Raw genomic sequence first — 20,141 nt, forward strand, 5'->3', positions numbered from 1 at the left:
GCCGCCGGACGTGGGTTGCTCGGACCTCGCAGGGCTTCCTTGGCGCTGCGATGTCCGAGCTCGCCGGGCGAAGAGGTCGCGGACGGCGTCCCACCTCTCGTTCGCCCGGCAGGGTCCCGGCGGGGCCCCGGAGGGGTCAGGGGTGGAGCGCGTCGAACTCCGCCTCTGAGACCGCATCGGCGTCGGCGTCGAGCCGCACGTGGGCGAGGAGGGCCTGGAGGACCCGCAGGGCGCTCGCCGCGCGCTCACCCCAGTCGGAGAGGTAGCTGAACTGCCACCACCACAGCGCCTCGAGAATCCGTCCCTCGTCGTGGTGGCGCAGGCCATGGGCGAGCGCGGAGGCGACGACGGTGAGGTCGTTGGCGATCGACCCGGTCGTCAGCTCGGGCTCGGTGACCGGGTCGACGACGTCGGCGTACTCGTCGAGACCCTCGAGGAGGTTGGTGAGGCTCTCGCGCAGCGGGTCGAGCTCGACGTCGGGGCCCGGGTCCACCTCGAAGCGGTCCTCGGGGACGATGTCCTCGATCGCACCGAGGCGCGCGCCCATGACGAGCACCTGTGAGAGGGCGAGGAGGCCGAGCGGGAGCGCGGCGGCGGGGTTCGCGCCGGAGGCGATGTCGGTGATGGTGGTGAGGTAGGTGCGGGCCTCGAAGGCCGAGTCGGCCGCGAGCGCCCGGAGGTCGGACAGCGTGTCCGCGGCCTCCTCCTCGGCGAAAGCCCCGCCGGTCTGCTCGTCAGGCATCGAGCAACCTCCGCCCCTCGAAGGCGCGGCCGAGCGTCACCTCGTCGGCGTACTCGAGGTCACCACCGACCGGCAGCCCGGACGCGAGGCGCGTGACCTTGATGTCCATGCCCTTGAGGAAGCGGGCGAGGTAGCTCGCCGTCGCCTCCCCCTCGAGGTTGGGGTCGGTGGCGATGATGATCTCGGTGACCTCGCCGCTCGCGAGCCGGGTCATGAGCTCGCGGAAGGTGAGGTCGTCGGGGCCGATGCCGTCGATGGGGCTGATCGCGCCGCCGAGCACGTGGTAGCGGCCACGGAACTCACGCGTCCGCTCGATGGCGACGACGTCCTTGGGCTCCTCGACGACGCAGATGCTCGTGGCGTCGCGACGCGGGTCGGCGCAGATCCGGCACTGCTCGGACTCGGCGATGTTGTGGCAGGTCACGCAGAAGCGGACCTTGGCCTTGACCTGGGTCAGGGCGTCGGTGAGCCGCTGGACGTCGACGGCGTCGGACTGGAGCAGGTGGAAGGCGATGCGCTGCGCGCTCTTGGGCCCCACGCCCGGAAGTCGGCCGAGTTCGTCGATGAGGTCCTGCACTGCGCCTTCGTACACACCCCGAGCCTAGGCCACGGCGCACCCGGCGGCCGCCTGCCGCACGAGGGTCACGGCATACGGAGGGAAGGTTGAGCGTGCGGACGGAACATTTCCCTCCGGACCCGCAAGGTTCCCTCATGGGGAGCACAAGCTGCGGCGGGCGGGGGGGCGGGTCAGTCGTCGGGGTTGTCGCTCGCGGGGCGCTCGTTGTAGGTGTCGGCTCGCTCCTGCCCGGTGAGGGCGGCGATGGCGTCCATGACGTCGTCGGTGAGCTGGCGACGGGCGCGGCCGGCAGGCAGGCCGGCATACGCGGACGGCTGGATCGGTGACCCGAAGGCGACGGTGACGTCGGCCAGCCTGAGGCCGCGGGCACCCACCGGCTGGACCTTGTCGGTGCCGATGAGCCCCACCGGCACGACCGGCACTCCGGCGGTGAGCGAGAGGAACGCGACCCCGGTGCGGCCGCGGTAGAGCCGGCCGTCGCGCGAGCGTGTGCCCTCGGGATAGATGCCGAAGGCCTTGCCCGCCCGCAGCACCTCGAGCGCGAGGTCCAGCGAGTCCTTGGCGTTGCTCGAGCTGTCGCGGTCGACCGGGATGGCGTCGCCGGACTCCATGAACCCGCGCACGAAGCGGCCGCGCACGCCCGTGCCGGTGAAGTACTCGGACTTGGCGAGGAACGAGACCTTGCGAGGCGCGGCCACCGGGATGGCGAACGAGTCGATGAACGACAGGTGGTTGCTCGCGAGGAGCACCCCACCGGTTCTGGGCACGTTGTCCTTGCCGAGGATCGTGGGACGCCAGATCGCGTGGGCCAGGGACATCACCGCGGTGCGGCTGACCCAGTAGTAGGTGCTCATGCGTCCTCTTCGGAGATGACCTTCCCGCCCAGGACTCGCTCCACGACGGGGACACCGACCTCGCCGAGGCCCTCGATGTCCTCGTCATCGTCGCTGATCGCGGAGTCATCGGCGACAGGCGTCTCATCGGGGTCCGGCTCCGCTGCCACGGCCTCACGCGCCCGGGCGAACGGGCTCACCGGCGCGTCGGACCCGTCCGAGGTCGCCCACGCGGGCGCGGCGCCGCTCCCGTCGGCACCGCTGCCCCAGTCGGGCTGCTTCTGGCCCGGCTGGCTCGGCACGTATGCCGTCGGCTCGCCTCCGCGGTCCGTCGCGTCCCGCGCGGCTGCACCGTTGGCCTCGGCCCGGGCCTGGGCGGACTGCTGCGGGGCGGCCGGGCGCTCGGGCTGCGACTGGGGCACGGGCTCGGGGCGGTTGGGGTCGATGGTCGGCACGCCCACCGTCCCACCGATCGCGGAGCCGTCGGCCGGCACGCCCTCGACCTTGGCGTCGATGCCGAGCACGTCGATGAGGGCCTGCTGGACGTAGGTCGCGTGCGGCCCACGTCGGAAGGTGTTGGCCAGACCCGTCGTCGCGATGCCGAGGAGCAGCCGTTCGCCGTCGTAGTCGAGGACCTGGGCGTGCTCGGAGACGAAGGTCCATGTCGTCCGGCGCAGCTCGAAGACCTTGGCGAGGATGTCGGGCCAGGACCTGCGGATGGCGGCGGTGTCGAGCCCACTCGGCGCACGCGTGGGAGCGCCGCCAGCGGGCGAGGCATCCTGCTGCGGGGACTGTGGTGAAGCGGACTGAGTGCCCCGGCCGTGGTGCTGGGGCGGGGCGGGCTCGAGGAACTCCGGCTCCTCGGGCCCGTCGTACTCCGGCGGCGGCTCGTCGTCGTGGTGTGCCGGCCGGGGCGTGACCGGCTCCGGCACGACGGGCATCACGACCGGGGCGCCGCCATGCTGCGGCTGCTGGTCCGGCACGACCGACGGCTGGACCCGGGGCGCCACCGGCGCAGCGGGTGTGGACGCGGCGGGCGCGGCCGTGTCGGGCGTCGGTGCGACCGGAGCAGGCGTGGTCGGCGCCGGCGCCACGGGAGCCTGCGAGACGGGAGACGGTGCAACGGGTGCCGGCTGGGTCGGAACGGCCGGTCGCTCGACCGGTGCCGACGGCGCCGAGGACGAGGCCCCGCTCGGGACCCCACCGACGTCGAGGCGACGTTCGAGGCGGTCGAGGCGCGCGGCATACCCGGTCTCACCGGCAGCGGCCGGCAGCAGGATGCGGGCGGCGATGAGCTCGAGCTGGAGACGCGGCGCGGTCGCGCCGGTCATCTCGGTGAGGCCGGCGTTGACGATGTCGGCGGCCCGGGAGAGGGCGCCGTTGCCGAACGCCGCCGCCTGCTGGCGCATCCGCTCGAGCTGGTCGGGTGGGAGGGCGCGCAGCACCGCCGACGCCCCGTCGGGCACGGCGGCGACGACGATGAGGTCGCGCAGCCGCTCGAGCAGGTCCTCGATGAAGCGCCGCGGGTCGAGCCCGGACTCGATGACGCGCTCGATCGCCGAGAACGCCCCGGCACCGTCACCGGCACCGAACGCGTCGATCGCCGCGTCGAGCAGCTCGCCGTCGGTGAACCCGAGCAGCGAGGCGGCCGACTCGTAGGTGAGCCCGTCGGGCCCGGAGCCCGCGATGAGCTGGTCGAGCACGGAGAGCGAGTCACGCACCGACCCGCCACCGGCACGCACGACGAACGACAGCACGCCCGGCGCGACGAAGACCTCCTCGGCGACGCAGAGCCGCTCCATGTAGTCGGAGAGCTGGCCGGGGGGCACCAGGCGGAACGGGTAGTGGTGGGTGCGCGAGCGGATCGTGCCGATGACCTTCTCGGGTTCGGTCGTCGCGAAGATGAACTTCACGTGCTCGGGCGGCTCCTCGACGATCTTGAGCAGCGCGTTGAAGCCCTGCGGCGTCACCATGTGCGCCTCGTCGATGATGTAGATCTTGTAGCGGCTCTGGGCCGGGCCGTAGGACGCGCGTTCGCGGAGGTCACGGGCGTCGTCGACACCACCGTGGCTGGCCGCGTCGATCTCGATGACGTCGACGGTGCCGGCGCCCCCGCGGGCCAGGGCGACGCACGAGTCGCACTCGCCGCACGGGGTGTCCGTGGGTCCCTGCTCGCAGTTGAGGCAGCGGGCGAGGATGCGTGCGCTCGTCGTCTTGCCGCAGCCGCGCGGACCGCTGAAGAGGTAGGCGTGGTTGACCCGCCCGGTGCGCAGAGCCTGCATGAGCGGCTCGGTCACGTGCTCCTGAGCGATGACGTCGGCGAACGTCTCGGGGCGGTAGCGGCGGTAGAGGGCGGTGCTCACGGCGACCAACCTAGTCGGCACGGAGGACAGCCGGTATGCCGCGTGGGCGAGCTCCCCTGACCTCTCACCCCAGCTTTTGCTCCCCATGAGGGAAGCTGCACCATACGGAGGGAAATGTTGCCTCCTGAGGCTCAACGTTCCCTCCGGTGGGCGGCGCGTCTGCGGCGCCAACTAGCGTGACCGGCATGGAGGTCAGGGCGCAGGACGTGTCCAAGGTGATCGGACCGGCGACGCTGCTCGCCCCGGTGTCGGTCACCGCGCCGAGCGGCTCGTGCCTCGTCCTGCGCGGCCCCAACGGCTCGGGCAAGACGACCCTGCTGCGCATCCTCATCGGGGCGATGCCCGCCTCGACCGGCACCGCCCACGTCGGCGAGCACGTCGCCGACGAGCGCGACCCCGGGGTGCGCGCGGCCGTGGCCGCCCTTGTCGGCCCGCCGGCGACCTACCGCGACCTCACCCTGCGCGACCACCTCGTCCTCCTCGACGCGACCTGGGGCGGCGACGCCGACACGTGCGACGAGCGGGTCGCCGCCTCCCTCGAGGCGGTCGGCATCGGCGCGCTCGACGGACGCTTCCCGCACGAGCTCTCGTCGGGGCAGACGCAGCTCTTCAGGGTCGCGCTCACGCTCTTCCGGCCGGCGGACGTGCTCGTCCTCGACGAGCCCGAGCAACGGCTCGACACCGCCAAGCGGGCCCTCGTCGCCGAGCTCGTCGCGGCCCGCCGGGACGCGGGCACGACCGTCGTCCTCGCCTGCCACGACCCGGTGATCACCGAGCGCGTGGCCGACGCCGTCGTCGACCTCGTCGCCGCCGAGGGCTGAGGACCGTGACGTCCGCCGCCTCCGTGGCCAGCGACCGCGAGCGCCTCGCCGACACCGTCCACGTCCTCCACGGTCCGCAGGGCAGTCCGGCGCGCAAGGAGGTCGCGTATGCCGCCTACGTCGCCTTCATCCTCGTCGGCCTCTACGGCTTCCCCGTGCTGCGGGCGCTCGTCATCGCGGGCGACCGCGGGGGCATGGCCGACGCCCTGCGCTCGCCGTGGACGGTGCTCTTCGGGCTGGTCGTTGTCGCGGTGGTCGCGGTCGTGGCGCGCGAGGCCGGACGGGTGCGCGGCCCGGTCGTCGCTCCCGTCCCGTGGGTGGACCACGTCGTCGTCTCGTCGGTCGACCGCTGGGCCGCGCTGCGCCCGTGGTTCGGCTACTCGCTCTTCGCCGTGCTCGCCGGCGGGCTCATGGCCGGCGTGCTCGTCGGCGCCTCGCTGTGGGGCGCGGGCGTGGCACCGGCGTGGGTGGCGGCGCCGGGCGTCCTGCTCGGGCTGGCGGCGGGTGGCGTCGTCGGCGCCGCGTGGCTGGTCGGCCAGTCCCGGCTCTCGCCACCCCTTCCTCCGGCTCCGCCCTCGACCTCTGGCGAGAAGGGGACGTTCTCGGGGGCTCCGGGACCCGGTTCCCGTCCGCCGTCCGCAAGGGGTCCGTGGTGGCAGCGGGAGGTGCGACGTCTCGGGATCGCCGACCTGCGGATCCAGGCGGCCCGCTCGGGCCGGATCGTCGGCGGTGTCCAAGCCGGTGACCTGAGGTCGGTGCGGCTCGAGGCCGCGCGGCCAGTGACGCGCGGCCGCGCGCTCCGGCTGCGCCACCGCGGTCCCGTCCTCACGCTCGTGGCCCGTGATGTCCTGGGCCTGCGACGAGCGCCGGCGTCGGCGGTCGTCGGCCTGCTCGTCACGGCCGCGAGTGCGTGGGCGCTCGGCGCCACGCTCGCCAGCGACGCCGTCCCGCCGCTCGTGGCCTTCGTTGCGGCGCTGTGCAGCCACCTCGGGTTCAGCGCGCTGTCGGAGGGGCTGAGGCTCGAGGCCGACACCATGGGCACCCCGGCGCTCTTCGGCTCACCGCCCGTGCGTGCCGCCGCGACGCACCTGCTCGTGCCCGGCGGTCTGCACCTCGTACTGACGACCGTCGTCGGATGTGTCGCCGCGACGCTGCTGGGCGGCTCGGCGGGCGGGGCGCTGCCCTGGCTCGTCATGGCGACGATCGTGCTCTCGGGCGGCATGCTGCTCGCGGCCTACCGCGGCCGTCCGCCGACCAGCCGCTTCAACGCCGTCCCGAGCGCACAGGGCGTGCTGCTGTGGTTCGCGATGCCGCTCATCCTCGACACCCTGCTCGTCGGCGGGATGGTCTGGGGCATCACCCACTGGCCCACCTCGGGGCTGCTCGTCATCGCGTCGTGGGTGGCGGCCGCGGTGATGGTCTATGCCGGGCTCAACCGCGTGCAGTCGGAGTCGCTCGCGCACCGCGACGTCTGAGACCACCCTCGGGCAGGCCGGCGGCATAGAGCGCGGCGACGACGAGGACCGGCTGGAAGGCGAGGCGCACCAGCCTCTTGGTGTCGGGTGTCGAGGCCGAACGCGTCGACGCCCTCGGCCCACTGCGCGACGTTCCCCGGGAAGATCGCGACGTAGAAGGCGGCGAGCGCGACACCCGTGAGCCGGCGCCGCGACGGGAGCGCGAGCAGGGCCACCCCGAGACCGACCTCGGCGACCCCCGACGCGAGCACGACGAGGTCCTCGTCGACCGGCACCCAGTGCGGCACCTGCGCGCGGAACTCCTCGCGTGCCGTCGTGAGGTGCAGGACGCCAGCGCCGGTCATGAACGCACCGAGCGCGAGGCGGGTGAGGTTCTGCGACAACGTCGCCGGCCCGCGGCGGAGAAGCGTCGCCGTGCGGGACCCCCACGGAGCGGCTCACTTCGGTATCAGAGACAGGCTCAGTGCGTCGGTCGCCCGTGCCCGGCTTGCTGTCGGGGTGCTGAGGATCCGGCGACCATCGATGTCTACCGTGCGCAGGTGTCTCTTGAGCCAACCGAACAAGCTCGTCGCGAAGTCGAGGAACGCGTCGTCCTTCGGGCTCCCGTCCTCCCTTACGGGAACGTAGTAGAAGCGCCCGACGTAGAGGCAGCCCTCGTCCAACCGTGATCGGCGCCACTCGACCACGGGATCGCGCACAGCATCGGCGAGCCATTCTTCTCGGCCGCGGACTTGCCGCGGGTGGATGTCGGACAAGCCTCGCGCCGGGGCCAGCAGTGCGAACCTCTCCGCCTCATCCGGCACAGCCGTCGGCGGCACGGCATGTAGCCACTTCCACGGCAGGACGCGAGCATCCAGGGTCGAACTCATCTCGTCGACCAGCGGGCCGACGTCGTCGGGGTGCGTGAACACGGGAATCTGACGTCCGACTGCCACGTGTTGCCTCCTTCCTGTTTCAACTCCTCACGCGTCACCGTGCGGTGGCGTCCCGACGAGCATGGGTCAGTTGTACCGATGGAACTGAATGTCGACGCCATCATCCATCGCTGACCAGATGTCCCATATGGCCTTGCTCTCTCGCATGACGGGAAGGCCGCCCTTCGTCTGGCGCCCAACCTGATGGATCGACACGAGTCCGTTCTCGTCGTATGCCGCAAGGTCGGCGTAGCGCTTGTTCTTGAAGCCGCCGGGAGTCGAGAACTCCACCTCGGCCTCCACCCGCAGGCCTTGGGACTCGAGGTCAGCCCTGACGTCGCTGACCACTCTTCGGTGCGCCGGGCTGCCCAACTTGCCCCACGGGTTGGGCGAGATGCGCGGAGCATCGCCGACCGCACATGCACAACGACTCGAGTGGCCGGCCACTGCCCCGCCACAGTTGTGGACGAGGACCTTGATCGCTGAGGCGTCGGCCTTGACGTAGTACGTGTGGTCGACGTCGACAGTGAGGTTGTAGGCCTTGAGGTCGGCCCGGTAGGCCTCGACCTTGGCAATCTCGATGGTCCTCCCGCTGTCGAGCCGCAGCTGGTCGCCCGCACGCAGCAACGAGGCGTCGACGTACTCCTGCTTTGTCGCGTCGTACACGGGGTGCCCGTCGGTGGCGTGCACCGCCCCGGCACCGCCCACGAGGGTGATCGCCACCATCGCGTGGACGCCCGCATGACGAATGAGGTTGGTGACGAGGCGTCCGCTCGTCCTCCCCGTCCTGGCATCGGTCGCCATGACCTTGTCACCGAGGCGGACGTCCTTGATCGCCTTCGTCGATCCGTCCGCCATCTTCACCCGCGTGGCGGCGGTGAAGCTGTTCTTGCCCCCACATCCACCGAAGACGCGCTTGGCGGCCGGGCCGAGCTTGGCGCCGACGCCTGCGGTCGCGGCACCGATGACCGCTGAGCTGATGACCTCGCGGGCATCGACCCCCTTGCCCTGCAGGGCCGAGTCCAGCGCCGTCCCGGCGCCGCTCGAGACCGCGCCGCCGATGACGAGGCCACCAAGCGTGCCGCCCGAGGCGACCGTGATGACTCCGGCCACCGCACCGACCACCGCGCCACGCGCCGCGCAGCCCGCGACGGACCTCCCCGGTGGGCAGCTCATGGCGCTCAGGACCGCGTTGCCCGCGGCCATGCCGGCCACGACGCAGGCACCGCTACCCGCGCCGGCCGTGATCGCCAGACATCCCGCGGTGACGGCGAGGCCCGTCAGGACACCCGCGATCGCCGCCTTGTTCTCCTGGACGAACTCCGAGACGGCACTCGCCGCCTTCGAGACGGCCTGGACGACCTGACCGGCGGCAGCCACCGCCGTGTTGTAGACCTGCTGCACGGTCTGGGCGGCGGCCTTGACGACGTCCCGGGTCACCGCCACGACGGCCGCCGGCAGGGCCAGCGCCGCCTTGGTCACGGCGATGACACCGTTCATCACGGGGGCCAGTGCGGCCTTGATCGCCGGCAGCGGGTTGTGCTTCACGGCGAAGGCCACGGCGGCCTTGGCGGCCTGCGTGATCCGCACCTTGGCCTGGTACACCCGGCGAGCCGCCTCGGCGGCCTGCTGCTTGGCCCAGGCGACGCCGTCCGACACCCTGTCCTTGACCCAGTTGTAGCCGGCCTTGACCTTGTCGACGACGTAGCTGACGGCCTGCTTGCCCTTCTCGTAGAGCCAGGCAGCCCCACGCTTGACGGCGTTCCAGGCAGCGCTCGCGGCCTTGACGACGAACGCCTTCGTGTAGTTCCACGCGGCGCGGCCGTAGTCGTAGAGCCGGCTCAGGCCGCTGGAGACCGCCGAGGTCGTGGCGTTCCACGCCGTCGACACCGCACGCGTCGCCGTGTTCCAGCCGGACGCCACGGCGTTAGTGACCTTCGAGCACCACCCGCAGCTCGGCCAGCGGCCGTCGGGGTCGTCGAGCGTCACCGGGCTGCCGGCGGCATACGTGTACTTGTTGGCGAGGATCGAGGCGCCCCCGGCGTACGACGCGCTGTCGCGCGAGACGAACGACCCCGTACCCGGCTCGTACCAGCGGGCGCCCATGTTGACCTTGCCCGAGGCGGGGTCGGTCCAGTCGCCCTGGAAGCCCACGCCGTAGGCCAACCCGGCCGTCGACGTCTTGGCACCCCAGGGGTCGTAGACCGAGCGGTCAGGAAGGGAGCCGAGGGTGGCGTCGGCCGGGCTGAAGCCACCCACGACGTCGCCGTGGAGGTCGGTGATCGCGACCCTCGTGTTCGTGCCGTCAGCCACGCTGAGCAGCTCGCCGCCACTGGCCCGACCGAAGCGCTTGGAGCCCGCCGCAACGGGATCGGCGCCGAGGCCGGCATACGACATCATCGTGCCGGCGGCGTCGTCGAGTCGCCCCACTGCGTCGTAGGTGTAGGTGCGCCCGTTGTCGCTGATCATCCGGTCGAAGGCGTCGAAGGTGAGGTCGGACCGCTGGCCCGCCTGCGTCCTCGCCTTGAGCGTGCCGCGCGCGGTGTACTCGTAGGTCGCCTGACCGTCGGACAGCAGCCGGTTGCGCTCGTCGTAGGTCGAGACCTGGTCGCCGGAGCGGGTCCGGTTGCCCGACTTGTCCCACGTGTAAAGCGTGGCCACGCCGTCCTTGTCCCAGGACGTCAGCCGACTCGCGTAGTCGTAGCCGTAGACGTTCTGCGCCGAGGCGCCGAACCCGGTCGTGTCCTTCGAGGTCACGTTGTCCTGCGCGTCGTAGCCGTAGGTGACCGACGCGACCGTCGCGCTCGAGCCGTTCTTGAGGACGTCAGTCCTCAACCGGCCCAGCGGGTCGTAAATGTAGGACCGCTTGCGCCCTTGGCCGTAGTCGACCGACATGACCTCGCCACCGGCGTAATAGCCGATCGTCTGCGTGCCGCCGGTGACCGGGTCGACGAGACTCGTGAGACGGCCCCGGTCGTAGGTGAACCGCGCCTGGCCCGAGGCGTCGTCGCGCTGGACCAGCTGGCCGTCCTCGTCGTAGGCGAAACTCGAGGCGCCACTGGGCCCCGCCGACGTCAGGACCTGGCCGGCGTCGTTGTAGGTGAAGGTGTTCGTGGCGCGCGGGTGCGACATCGACACGATCCGACCGACGGCGTCGTATCCCATGACCCGGTCGCGCGTCGCCACCTCGGCACCGTTGCCAGTCTCCTTCGTCACGCGACCTGCCACGTCGTAGGTCCGCTCGCGCACGACGTTGCCGGGCGCCGTCAGCCTCACCGGCTGACCGGCCACGTCGTAGGCCGCGGTCCAGGTCCGGTCGGCGGCCGCCGGGTGGGCGGCGGTGGCCGGCTCGATGACCGACTCGAGCTCACCCTGCGAGTTGTAGGTCATGAGCGTGCTGTTGGCCCGGCCGTCGGTGTGCCGGGTGTTGCGGCCCTCGACGTCGTAGCCGAAGGACGTCGTCATCGACTCGGTCGCCGACACCGGCTCGACCTGCTGGACCAGCTGTCCAGCGCTGTCGTAGGTGTACGTCGTCGCTCGCGTGTCGGGGTTCGTCGACGAGAGCATGTTGCCCTCGGCGTCGTAGGTGTAGCGCTGGGTGCGGACCGCGGTGCCGAGCGAGTCGAGGTCCGAGGTCGCCGTGAGCTGGCCGACGAGGTCGTAGTCCGACCGCGTCGTGCGCCCGCTGCCGTCGGTGGAGCGCACGGTGTTGCCGACGAAGTCGTAGCCCATCGTCTGCTTGACGCCGTGGGCGTCCGTCATCTGGGTCAGCTGCCCGAGCGTGTCGTAGGAGTACTGCGTCGTCGCGCCGGTCGGCGTCCTCACCGACTGGAGCCGGCCACCGGCCGAGTACGCGTACGTCGTCACGAAGTTGGCGGTCGTCGGGTAGCGCTCGACCCGGGTGGAGGTCACCTGGCGGTCGAACTGGTCGTAAGTCGCGTGGGACACCGCACCCGTGGGGTCGGTGACCCGCTCGACCTGGCCGGTGGGGGTGTAGGAGTAGGTCCACGTCGCCGTCCCCGAACTGCCGGAGGCGGGCTCGGTCCGCTTGAGCACGCGCCCGAGCCGGTCGTACTCGGACGTCGACTCGCGTCCGAGGGGGTCGGTGCTCTTCACGAGGTTGCCGGCCTGGTCGTAGGTGTAGGTCGCCTTCGGCGTCACCGCCGTGGAGCTTCCCGGAGCCGTGTATGCCGGCTGCGCGGCCTCGACGACTCGGCCCACCCGGTCGAAGACGGACGTGGTGACGCGGCCATCAGGTGACTTGGTCGACGTGACCTCGTCGAAGGTGTTGAAACCGGCGAGCGAGACAGGCGCCGTCGTCGTCGGCGCGCCACCGCCCTGCTCGACCGCACGCTGAGGCTCGGTCGTGCGGATGACGCGTCCGAGCTCGTCGTGGGCGAACGCCGTCGTGAACGCCGCGGGCGAGTTGCCCACCTCGTAGCCACGCGGCGACACGGTCGAGGTCAGCAGCCCTCGGTCGTCGTAGGCGAAGGTCGACTTGCGCACCGAGCCGTCGGAGTTCGTCAGCTCCTCGGCGGTCCGGCGTCCCACGGTGTCGTAGCGGTAGGTCGTCGTCTGGGTCTGGACGCTCGTCAGCCACGGCACGTTGGACGGCGAGCCGCTGCGGACGACTGTGAGCGGGTTGCCGCCCCGGTCGTAGGTGAGGGTCTGCCGGTGCGCCCTGCCGCTGGGGTCCTGCGTCTGCGTGAGGACTCGCCCCACAGCGTCCCGGGTGAACGTCGTGACGTCCTCGCCGTCGGCACCGACCGTCCTGGCGACGAAGCCGGCCTTGTCGTAGGTGTGCTCCTCCAACACGACGTCGCGCTCGCTGCCGTCGGGCTGGACGTAGGCCTTGAGCAGCTTCTTCTGGACGGTGTCGTCCTCGTTGTAGACGGTCTCCACCGTCCGGCCCATCGCGTCGGTGGTGAGGACGAGGCGGCCGGCCATGTCGTAGGCGTTGCTCGACATCACCGTGTGGGACCCGTTGGACTCGGCCAGACGCTCCTCGGCCGGGGCGTTGCGTGTCGTGTAGGCGTACTCCATGCGGGTGCCGCGCGGGTCGACCATCCAAGTGCGGTTGCCGAACCGGTCGTAGCCGAAGCTCGTCTCCGCGTTGGTGGGGTCGATGATGCGCGAGGCCCGCCCGGAGTCGTCGTACTCGTAGGTCGTCGTGCGCGCCTCGTCGCCACCGAGCAGGTCCTCGACGGTGACGGTGAGCGAGTTGCCGTCGGCGTCGTAGGTCGTGCGTGTGCGCCGCTGGTGCTCGGCTCCCGTGACCGCGTCCGTCGTCCTCGGCAGGGTCTCGCTCGTGATCCGCGACATCGCGTCGTAGGTGTACGTGGTCGTGAGCCCGCTCGGGTAGGCCGCCGTGATCTCCGTCTGGGTGACCTTCCGGCCGAGCGGGTCGTAGGTGTAGGCCGTGCTGAGCCCCGACGGCTCGGTGATGCGCGCGAGGTCACCGGTCGAGAGGTAGGCGAACCGCGTGACCTGGTTGCGCGGGTCGGTCGTCGTCAGCGGGAGTCCCGCGGGGACATTGCCTCCACCCCACGCGACTTCGGCCCCGGTGCTGTAGGTCGTCGACGTCACGCCTGCGTCCGCGGCGGTCTGCGACTGGAGCATGCCCTGCGCGGTGTATGCGTACCTCGTGAGGTACGTGTTGTCGGCCGGCCCGGAGGAGCGACCGTCACGCTTCTCGACCGGCTTGTCCCAGCGCGGGTCGAGCGGGTCGGTGAAGCCGGAGCCGTAGGTCGTCCAGGTCGTGCTGCAGTCGGTCCGCTGGATGTCGCGGCACGACTTCTCGGAGCTGACGTTGCCCCGGGAGTCGTAGGTGAGGTCGACCCAGGCACCGTTCTCGTTGACCACCTTCGACATGCGGCCCTGAGCGTCGTAGAAGTACGACCGCACCGCGACTCCCTCGAGCGGCACGAGGACGAAGACGGGGTCGACGTTGCCACCGATGATGACGCAGAACCTCGGGTCACCCGGGTCGGGCGTCGAGCACAACTCGCTCTGGGTCGACGACGGCGACGGCGTCACGGGCCGGTCCTCCGGGCGTACAGAGCTGCCGGTCGGCTGCCCGGAGCGGAGCAGCTGCCCGCTGAGGGCGTCGTACTCGAAGAACGAGGCACGGTTGGCCGGGTCGCTCACTGAGACGGTGCGACGCAGGTCGGTGTCGGAGCCCGTGACGGCGGGCGGCGAGATCTTCCAGGTCCCGCCCTGCTGGTCGGTGTACTCGACGACCCTGTTCGTTCCCGCGTCGTACCTCACCTCGGCGTTGGTCCGCCCCGACGGGAGGGTCACCTCGGTGACCTGGTTGACCGCCGTGCGGCCGAGGTCGAAGTGCGACTTGATCTCGGCGGCCGTGAGGGGCTTGGCGTAGACCGCTGCCTCGTCGAGCCATCCGTTGAGGTGCTTCTGACCGGTGCCGTATGCCGGCCACGTCCCTGTCGCGTAGGCCGCGCCGAGCTGGTTGAAGCCGAGGAGGTGGTGGTCGGGGGCGCCCGTGGTCGAGCCGACGACGGCGCCGTCGAGGTAGAGCGTCTGCGTCGACCCGCTCGAGGTGAGCACGGCGTGGTGCCAGACCTGGTCGTCCACACGCGCGACCGACGTGACCGGCGCGGGCGCGGCCGGGGTCCGGAACTGGCCGCGCAGCTTGCCGTCCGAGCCGACGTAGAGGACCGGCACGCCGGACGTGGACGTCGTGCCGAGCGCCTTGTCCTGGTAGCCAAGCAGGGGCGCGGCCAGACCTTGGGTCGAGGTCTTGAACCACAGCTCGACCGACAGCTCGCGGTTCTTGCGGACGACACCCTTGGGCAGGGCCACCGAGGTGTTCTGGCCGCCGAGCATGACGCTGCGGTCGGGGCTTCCGGCCATGCTGCTGCCGGCGCCGAGGGTCGCACCGACATAGGTCGCGGCGTCCTTGCCGAGGTTGACGGCCACGTCGCTGTGTGCGGTCGTGCCCTCGGTCTCACCAAGTCGCCAGTGGGACTCGGGCCTACTCGTCGACACGCCCGTCCGGTAGAGCGAACCGGGCGCGACGGCATACCGGACGCAGTTCGCGTCGGGGCCACAGACCGAGGTCAGCGAGTGGCCGGAGTAGGTGTAGGTCCACGACAGCGGCGTTCCACCCACCGGGTCCGTCGAGACCTTGGTGACGTGCCCGTTGGTCCACGTGAGGACCAGGGAGCGCTTCGAGATCGAGTTGTAGGCCTTGGTGAGGACGCCACCGGCCCAGGTGTAGGTCGTCGCCGCGCCGAGGGCGGGCTTGGCGGTGGTCAGGAGGCCGGTGCTGCCGAACGTGTAGGTCGTGCCGCTGAGGTCCTTGAGGGTGTAGCCGGTGAGCACTCCGTTGACGGTGGACGCGACGAGGGACAGCTTCTGGCCTCGCGGCGGCGCGAACGTGCCGTCTGCGTTGCGGCCGAAGCGGACCGCCGACCCGTCCTGCAGCGTGACGAGCAGGTTGCCCGTCGACTCTGCCTGCACGCGCATGTCGTAGCGCGACGACCAGCCGGCGCCGAAGGCGTTCGTGGTCCGGGCGTCGTGACTGTTGTAGGTCCGCTCGACGGTGAGGCCGTGACCCACCGTCGTCACGGGCGCATCGGTCGCCGCGGTCGAGAAGGCACCGCTCACGTGGTCGTACTGCTTCCCCTGCGACGTGGCCGCGGCGGTCGTCAGCGCCGGCTGCGGCACGTTCGCGAGGAGGGTGACGGCCGGGCCGGTCGTCACCGCGGCGTTGGAGTCCTTGACGAGCGCCGTCCACTGGTAGGTCTTGTTCCAGACGAGGCGCCCTGCGGGGACCTGGTAGGAGAAAGCGGTCTGGTAGGCCGAGGTGGTGCACCCGCTGGGGATCCCCGCATCGTCGACCTCGCAGATCTTGAACGCGTAGGTCATGCCCGCGCGAGGCGCGTCGAGGTCGGTCGCCTCGCCCCACAGGGTCGGCGTCAGGGTCGGCGACTCGTAGCCGTTGGCGGGGTAGACGCCCTTGAGCACGGGTGGGGTGTTGAACACCTGGATGACGAGGCGCGCCGGCGGCACCGACTGTGCGGTGAACGAGATGCCGCCGGTGCGCATCATCGTGAAGTCGACGATGTAGGACCCTGCGGGCATGGCCTTGATGACGGCGTCGAGCGTCACCGTGGACCCGCGCGCGACCGACCCGGACAGGTTGGCCGCGCGGTTCTGCGCCACGACCTTGTTGGTCTGGGCGCTGTATGCCGTGTAGGCGAGGTAGTAGCTCGCCGAGTCCCATGCCATGGCCGAGGTGTTGGTGACCTGGATCTTGACCTTGCCGTCGGCGTTCTGCATGACCGGCGGGTTGGGCACCGGGCTCGGGATCCGGTAGGTGGCGTTGTAGGGCGAGTGCGTGACGTACATCGTCGGCGGGTTCTGGGTCGACGTGCCCGTGAGTACCTTCCACGCCTGCGAGTCCGAGGTGGAGCCCCGCAGGGTGAGACCGCGGTTCTGCGTGGGGTCGTTGACCCAACCCTGGACGAGGTCACGTCCGGCGGCGCCGAGGTCGTAGGCGGTGGCACGCGGGGCGCACGGCGACGAGGAGGACCCGAACGGGACGTAGCCGTAGGCCATGGACTGCGACGCCAGCGGCTTGCTCGTGAACGCCGGGCCCGGGTAGCGCAGCGACGTGTCGCTCGCGGACCAGGCGCCGGTCACGGCGTGAACCGTCATCGGACGCGGGCTGCACGAGGGTGCAGAGAAGTTCACGACGGACAGTTGGGCGCCGAAGATGCGGTGGTACCTCAGTTGTGTCGAGACGTCCTTGAACGAGACGTAGGCGGCGGAGCTGTTGCCGCCCTGCGCGCCGACGTAGAGCTCGTTACCGCCGGGGACGGCACTGCCCTCGCGCACCGAGATTGCCGACGTCCCCTCCGACTGGATGACGTCGGGGTCGACGAGCACCGGGAAGCGACGTCCCTCGGCGAGCAGCCACGCGACGTCGAGCGTCACTCGCAGCAGCGACCGGGCGCCGTGGCGCCGCAGCTCGTAGCGCACACCGCTCGAGGTCTCGGCCGGGTCGGTCCCGGAGGCCGTCTCGGTCATGAACCCGGGCGGCATCGACCCGCGCACGGTGCCGGACGCGTCGACGAGCTCGACCGTCCCGCGCACCAGACGAGGCGTAACGCCCCGGGTGTCGAGCTCGAAGTCGAAGACGCGGGGGGCGGTGCGGTCGCGAAGGACGATGGTCTCCTTGACGCCACCCGGGATAGGGCGCAGCGACAGGTCCGTCGACCGCGCGACACCGGGGTAGGTCACCTCGGCGGAGCCGGTCGACGAGCCGCCACGGAGCGCCCCCTTGCGGGCTCCGGCGCCGACGAGCCTCCACGACACGGCGGCGCCGCCACCGAGATCGACGCGCGGACCGGAGGTCGCGAGGTCGGCTGGAAGGGTGCTCGTGACGGAGTCACCCGAGGACTGCCAGCCCGAAGTGCCCGGCCGCAGCTCCGGACGCACCGGCTCCCAGGTCCCGTTGGCGGCGCGGTAGTGCACTGGGGTCTGCGAGAAGGCCGTGGTCTGGGTACCGTCGGGGTTCGCGAAGACCCGCTGGTGGCGCCCACGCAGGGCGGTCACCTCCGTTGCGCGGGACGGGTCAAAAGGGACGCGGGCGGCAGCCTTGCCAGCGGTCGGCGTCCGCTTCGCGCCGGGCGACCGGTCTGGCACGTGGAGCGTGGGGTAGAGACCCCGCTGCGAGGGAGGAACCGTGGTGTTGGACCGGCCGCCGACCTCGTGGGGGCGCCCTGCCGCGCTGCCGGACTGCTGGCGCGGCAACGCCGACCCGTGGACCTCGTACGGCGCCTCGTCTGCCTGCGCCTGAGGCGTGAGGCTCACGCTCGTGGGGACCAGCAGCAGGGCCGCGAACGACGAGAAGACGAGCGTGCGAGCGCGCACGAAAGAACGAGAACCTGACACGATGAATCCCCTCAGTACCCCACCCCGAGCGATGGCCATCGGAACGTACTTTCGCTCGGAACAGAAGTGGGAATGCTCCGGGTCAGGGGTGGGTAAATTCCTGGTCAGTTCTCGGCTGCGACAACCTCACGTCGCAGCCGGAAGGCACCTTGTGTCTTTGCCCACGGTCATGAGGTTCAGGATCTGGCAAAGGTTCGGTCAAGAAGTCCGATGCCGCTGCGGGCCTGTGGTCAGATACGGACGCCGCGGCGGGAGATCTGAGCTCTTGGGGGCCCGCAGCGCCGGCCACCGCCGCTCCTCCGACCCTGGACGAGGGGTGTGCCCGGCACCTGCGGCGTGCCCTTCTCGAGGGCGGTCCGCCGACTCCCACGGACCTCGCCCCCATCCCATCCCGAAAGGTCTCCCGACCATGCGAACGTCCCTTCCCAAGCCTTGGGCGGCGGTGGTGGTCGGTGCCACCGCCCTCGGCGCCCTCGTCACCACGGCCGCCCCGTCCCAGGCCGCCGACACCTGGTCGTGCAACACGACCGGCTACATCCTCGGCAACGACGCGACGACCACCGGGACGCTCTGGCGCTACCCGGTGACGAAGGCCGGCACGACGTCGGCCGTCATCGGCACGCGGGTCTCCATCGGCACCGGCTGGTCGCCGTACTGGGTCCACGCCGGTGGCTCGGGCTACATCTGGGGCTGGAAGGCCGACGGCACCCTGTTCGCCTGGCGCTACGACGCTGCGACCAACAAGATGACGATGGCCGGGACCCAGCTCAAGGGGCCCGACGGCGTCGCCAACGTCGACTTCGGCTCGACGAGCGACACGAGCGACCGTTTGCGCGCGGTCGACGCCAACAACAACATCTTCGTCATCGACGGCAATGGCGTCATCATGCGCTACAAGTACGACTTCACCACGAAGAAGTGGCCGATCTACCGCGAGGTGGTCGACACCGGCTTCGTGACGACGACCTACGACCAGATCTGGACCTCCGACGGTGCCGCGATCTACGCGCGGACCAAGACCGGTGACCTCTATCGCTTCCGCTACGACGACACGAGCCGTCGCCTCGTCGGCAGTCGCGTCAAGGTCGGTGGGGGCTGGCAGATCTTCAAGAAGAACTTCTCGATCGGTGGCGACGTCACCTTCGCGGTGAAGCCTGACCCGGGCGCGCTGTTCCACTACCGGCACAACGAGTCCGCCGTGTCGCCCGAGCCCTCATGGCCCGTGTCGGGCGACCAGGTCGGGACCAGCGGGTGGGACGACTTCCGAACCGTCACCGGCTTCGCCGACGCGTGCCGCCGGACCAACATGGTCGTGACGAACCCGAACGTGCCCATCACGCAGAACAGTCCCGTCGTCGCCGCGAGCACCTCGACCAAGAAGGTCTACCTCTCCTACGTCGACAACATCGGCCGCTTGTGGTGGGGCTACATCCCCTCGACCGCTGACATGTCCCCCCAGTGGACTCCCATCCACGGCACGACTGCCTTTGCCGGACCGCCGGCGGTCGTCGACCGCGGCTCGCAGAAGGTGAGCGTCTACGGGCACTCCACCACCGGGACCGTGCTCGGCAAGGAGGAGACCACTGCGGGCGGCGGCGTCCCGGGTGACTTCCTCGACCACGGCGGGGCGATGCTGGGTGCACCGACGGCCGTCGACCTGTCGACGGGCGAGACGGTCCTCGCGGCGACCGACGAGCAGGGTTCGGTCTGGGTCCGCATGCAGTACGGCGCCGCCGGCTACGGCGAGTTTCGCGCGTGGGAGAAGGTCGCCGCCGGCGTCGCAGCGCCCGGCAGCCACATCACCCTGGCCGACGCCGGCAATGGCGTCGCGCGGATGTACGTCACGACGGCCGCGGGTGCCGTGTCCACCTCCACCTACTCCACGAGCCGGGCCAAGACCCCGTGGGTCGACCTGGGTCTGCCAGGTGCCGGTGCACAGGGACGGCTCAGCGTGGTGACCTACCCGGGCATGGCGCAGCGGGTGTTCGTCACCGACACCGCCGGCGGCGTCCACACCCGTCGTCAGGACACTGCGATGAACTGGGACGCCGGCTGGTCCGCGGTCGACGGCACCACCGCGGTGGCCGGTTCGGCGAGCGCCGTGATCGCCCCGAACTCCGGCCTGCTCGAGGTCGTTGCGCGCAACGCCGCCGGGCAGATCGTCTATGCGCAGGAGTCGGCGCAGGGCTCGGGCACGTTCAACGCGTTCAAGGAGGCCATCCCCGGCGACCCGACCGTCTACGTCGCGGACCCGACGCCGTTCGTCTACTCGACGGACCTGGGCCAGGTGTGGGGCATCACGTCCTACCCGCGACCTGGCGAGGTCTACATCTACCGGCTCAGCGATGCGGCCAACCGTTCCGCGGGTCCCGTGTCGCCGACCTTCAGCGTGACGAAGAGCAAGGTCCACCCCTCCAAGTGACCCGGTGGGACCGACACCGATCCTGACCCCGCACACCGACGCGGGCGAGGCATCAGGCCTCGCCCGCGTCGGC

Annotated in this window: 9 protein-coding genes and 1 pseudogene; 3 read left to right on the forward strand and 7 right to left on the reverse strand. The window is 71.0% G+C overall.

What is annotated here, in order from left to right; all coding sequences use genetic code 11:
• Positions 1–136: 136 nt before the first annotated feature.
• The 4 genes from ACOJV7_RS05295 to ACOJV7_RS05310 all read right to left on the reverse strand — a co-directional run bounded on the left by ACOJV7_RS05295 (position 137) and on the right by ACOJV7_RS05310 (position 4,515).
• A complete protein-coding gene (locus ACOJV7_RS05295) occupies positions 137–742 on the reverse strand; it encodes a DUF5063 domain-containing protein (RefSeq protein ID WP_420189095.1) in 606 nt (201 codons plus the stop codon).
• Positions 735–1,334, reverse strand: a complete 600-nt coding sequence (gene recR, locus ACOJV7_RS05300; RefSeq protein ID WP_035949011.1) for a recombination mediator RecR — start codon at positions 1,332–1,334, stop codon at positions 735–737. The genes ACOJV7_RS05295 and recR overlap by 8 nt, the downstream gene beginning before the upstream one ends.
• A 155-nt stretch (positions 1,335–1,489) precedes the next feature.
• Entirely contained in the window at positions 1,490–2,173 is a 684-nt protein-coding gene (locus ACOJV7_RS05305; RefSeq protein ID WP_420189096.1) for a lysophospholipid acyltransferase family protein, read from the reverse strand.
• Positions 2,170–4,515, reverse strand: coding sequence for a DNA polymerase III subunit gamma and tau (locus tag ACOJV7_RS05310; protein WP_420189097.1), 2,346 nt, complete (start codon positions 4,513–4,515; stop codon positions 2,170–2,172). The genes ACOJV7_RS05305 and ACOJV7_RS05310 overlap by 4 nt, the downstream gene beginning before the upstream one ends.
• A gap of 185 nt (positions 4,516–4,700) precedes the next feature.
• On the opposite strand from ACOJV7_RS05310, the gene ACOJV7_RS05315 reads away from it, so the two are divergent.
• Both ACOJV7_RS05315 and ACOJV7_RS05320 read left to right on the forward strand, forming a co-directional pair.
• The gene (locus ACOJV7_RS05315; RefSeq protein WP_420189098.1) at positions 4,701–5,336 is read left to right on the forward strand and encodes an ABC transporter ATP-binding protein; all 636 of its coding nucleotides are present in this window, start codon (positions 4,701–4,703) and stop codon (positions 5,334–5,336) included.
• Between the two features lie 5 nt (positions 5,337–5,341).
• Complete coding sequence (locus tag ACOJV7_RS05320; RefSeq protein ID WP_420189099.1) at positions 5,342–6,811, forward strand: hypothetical protein; 1,470 nt, start codon at positions 5,342–5,344, stop codon at positions 6,809–6,811.
• On the opposite strand, the pseudogene ACOJV7_RS05325 reads toward ACOJV7_RS05320, so the two are convergent.
• The 3 genes and pseudogenes from ACOJV7_RS05325 to ACOJV7_RS05335 form a co-directional block, all read right to left on the reverse strand.
• Positions 6,768–7,155 (reverse strand): annotated as a pseudogene (locus tag ACOJV7_RS05325) (DoxX family protein). The gene ACOJV7_RS05320 and the pseudogene ACOJV7_RS05325 overlap by 44 nt on opposite strands.
• A gap of 93 nt (positions 7,156–7,248) precedes the next feature.
• A complete protein-coding gene (locus ACOJV7_RS05330) occupies positions 7,249–7,746 on the reverse strand; it encodes a hypothetical protein (protein WP_420189100.1) in 498 nt (165 codons plus the stop codon).
• A 66-nt stretch (positions 7,747–7,812) separates the two neighbouring features.
• Positions 7,813–17,625 (reverse strand): LamG-like jellyroll fold domain-containing protein, encoded by a 9,813-nt coding sequence (locus ACOJV7_RS05335; RefSeq protein ID WP_420189101.1) that lies wholly within the window; start codon positions 17,623–17,625, stop codon positions 7,813–7,815.
• Between the two features lie 430 nt (positions 17,626–18,055).
• On the opposite strand from ACOJV7_RS05335, the gene ACOJV7_RS05340 reads away from it, so the two are divergent.
• Complete coding sequence (locus tag ACOJV7_RS05340; protein ID WP_420189102.1) at positions 18,056–20,068, forward strand: hypothetical protein; 2,013 nt, start codon at positions 18,056–18,058, stop codon at positions 20,066–20,068.
• Positions 20,069–20,141: the final 73 nt, after the last annotated feature.

The organism is Knoellia tibetensis (assembly GCF_048606415.1).
Classification (GTDB): Bacteria; Actinomycetota; Actinomycetes; order Actinomycetales; family Dermatophilaceae; genus Knoellia; species Knoellia tibetensis.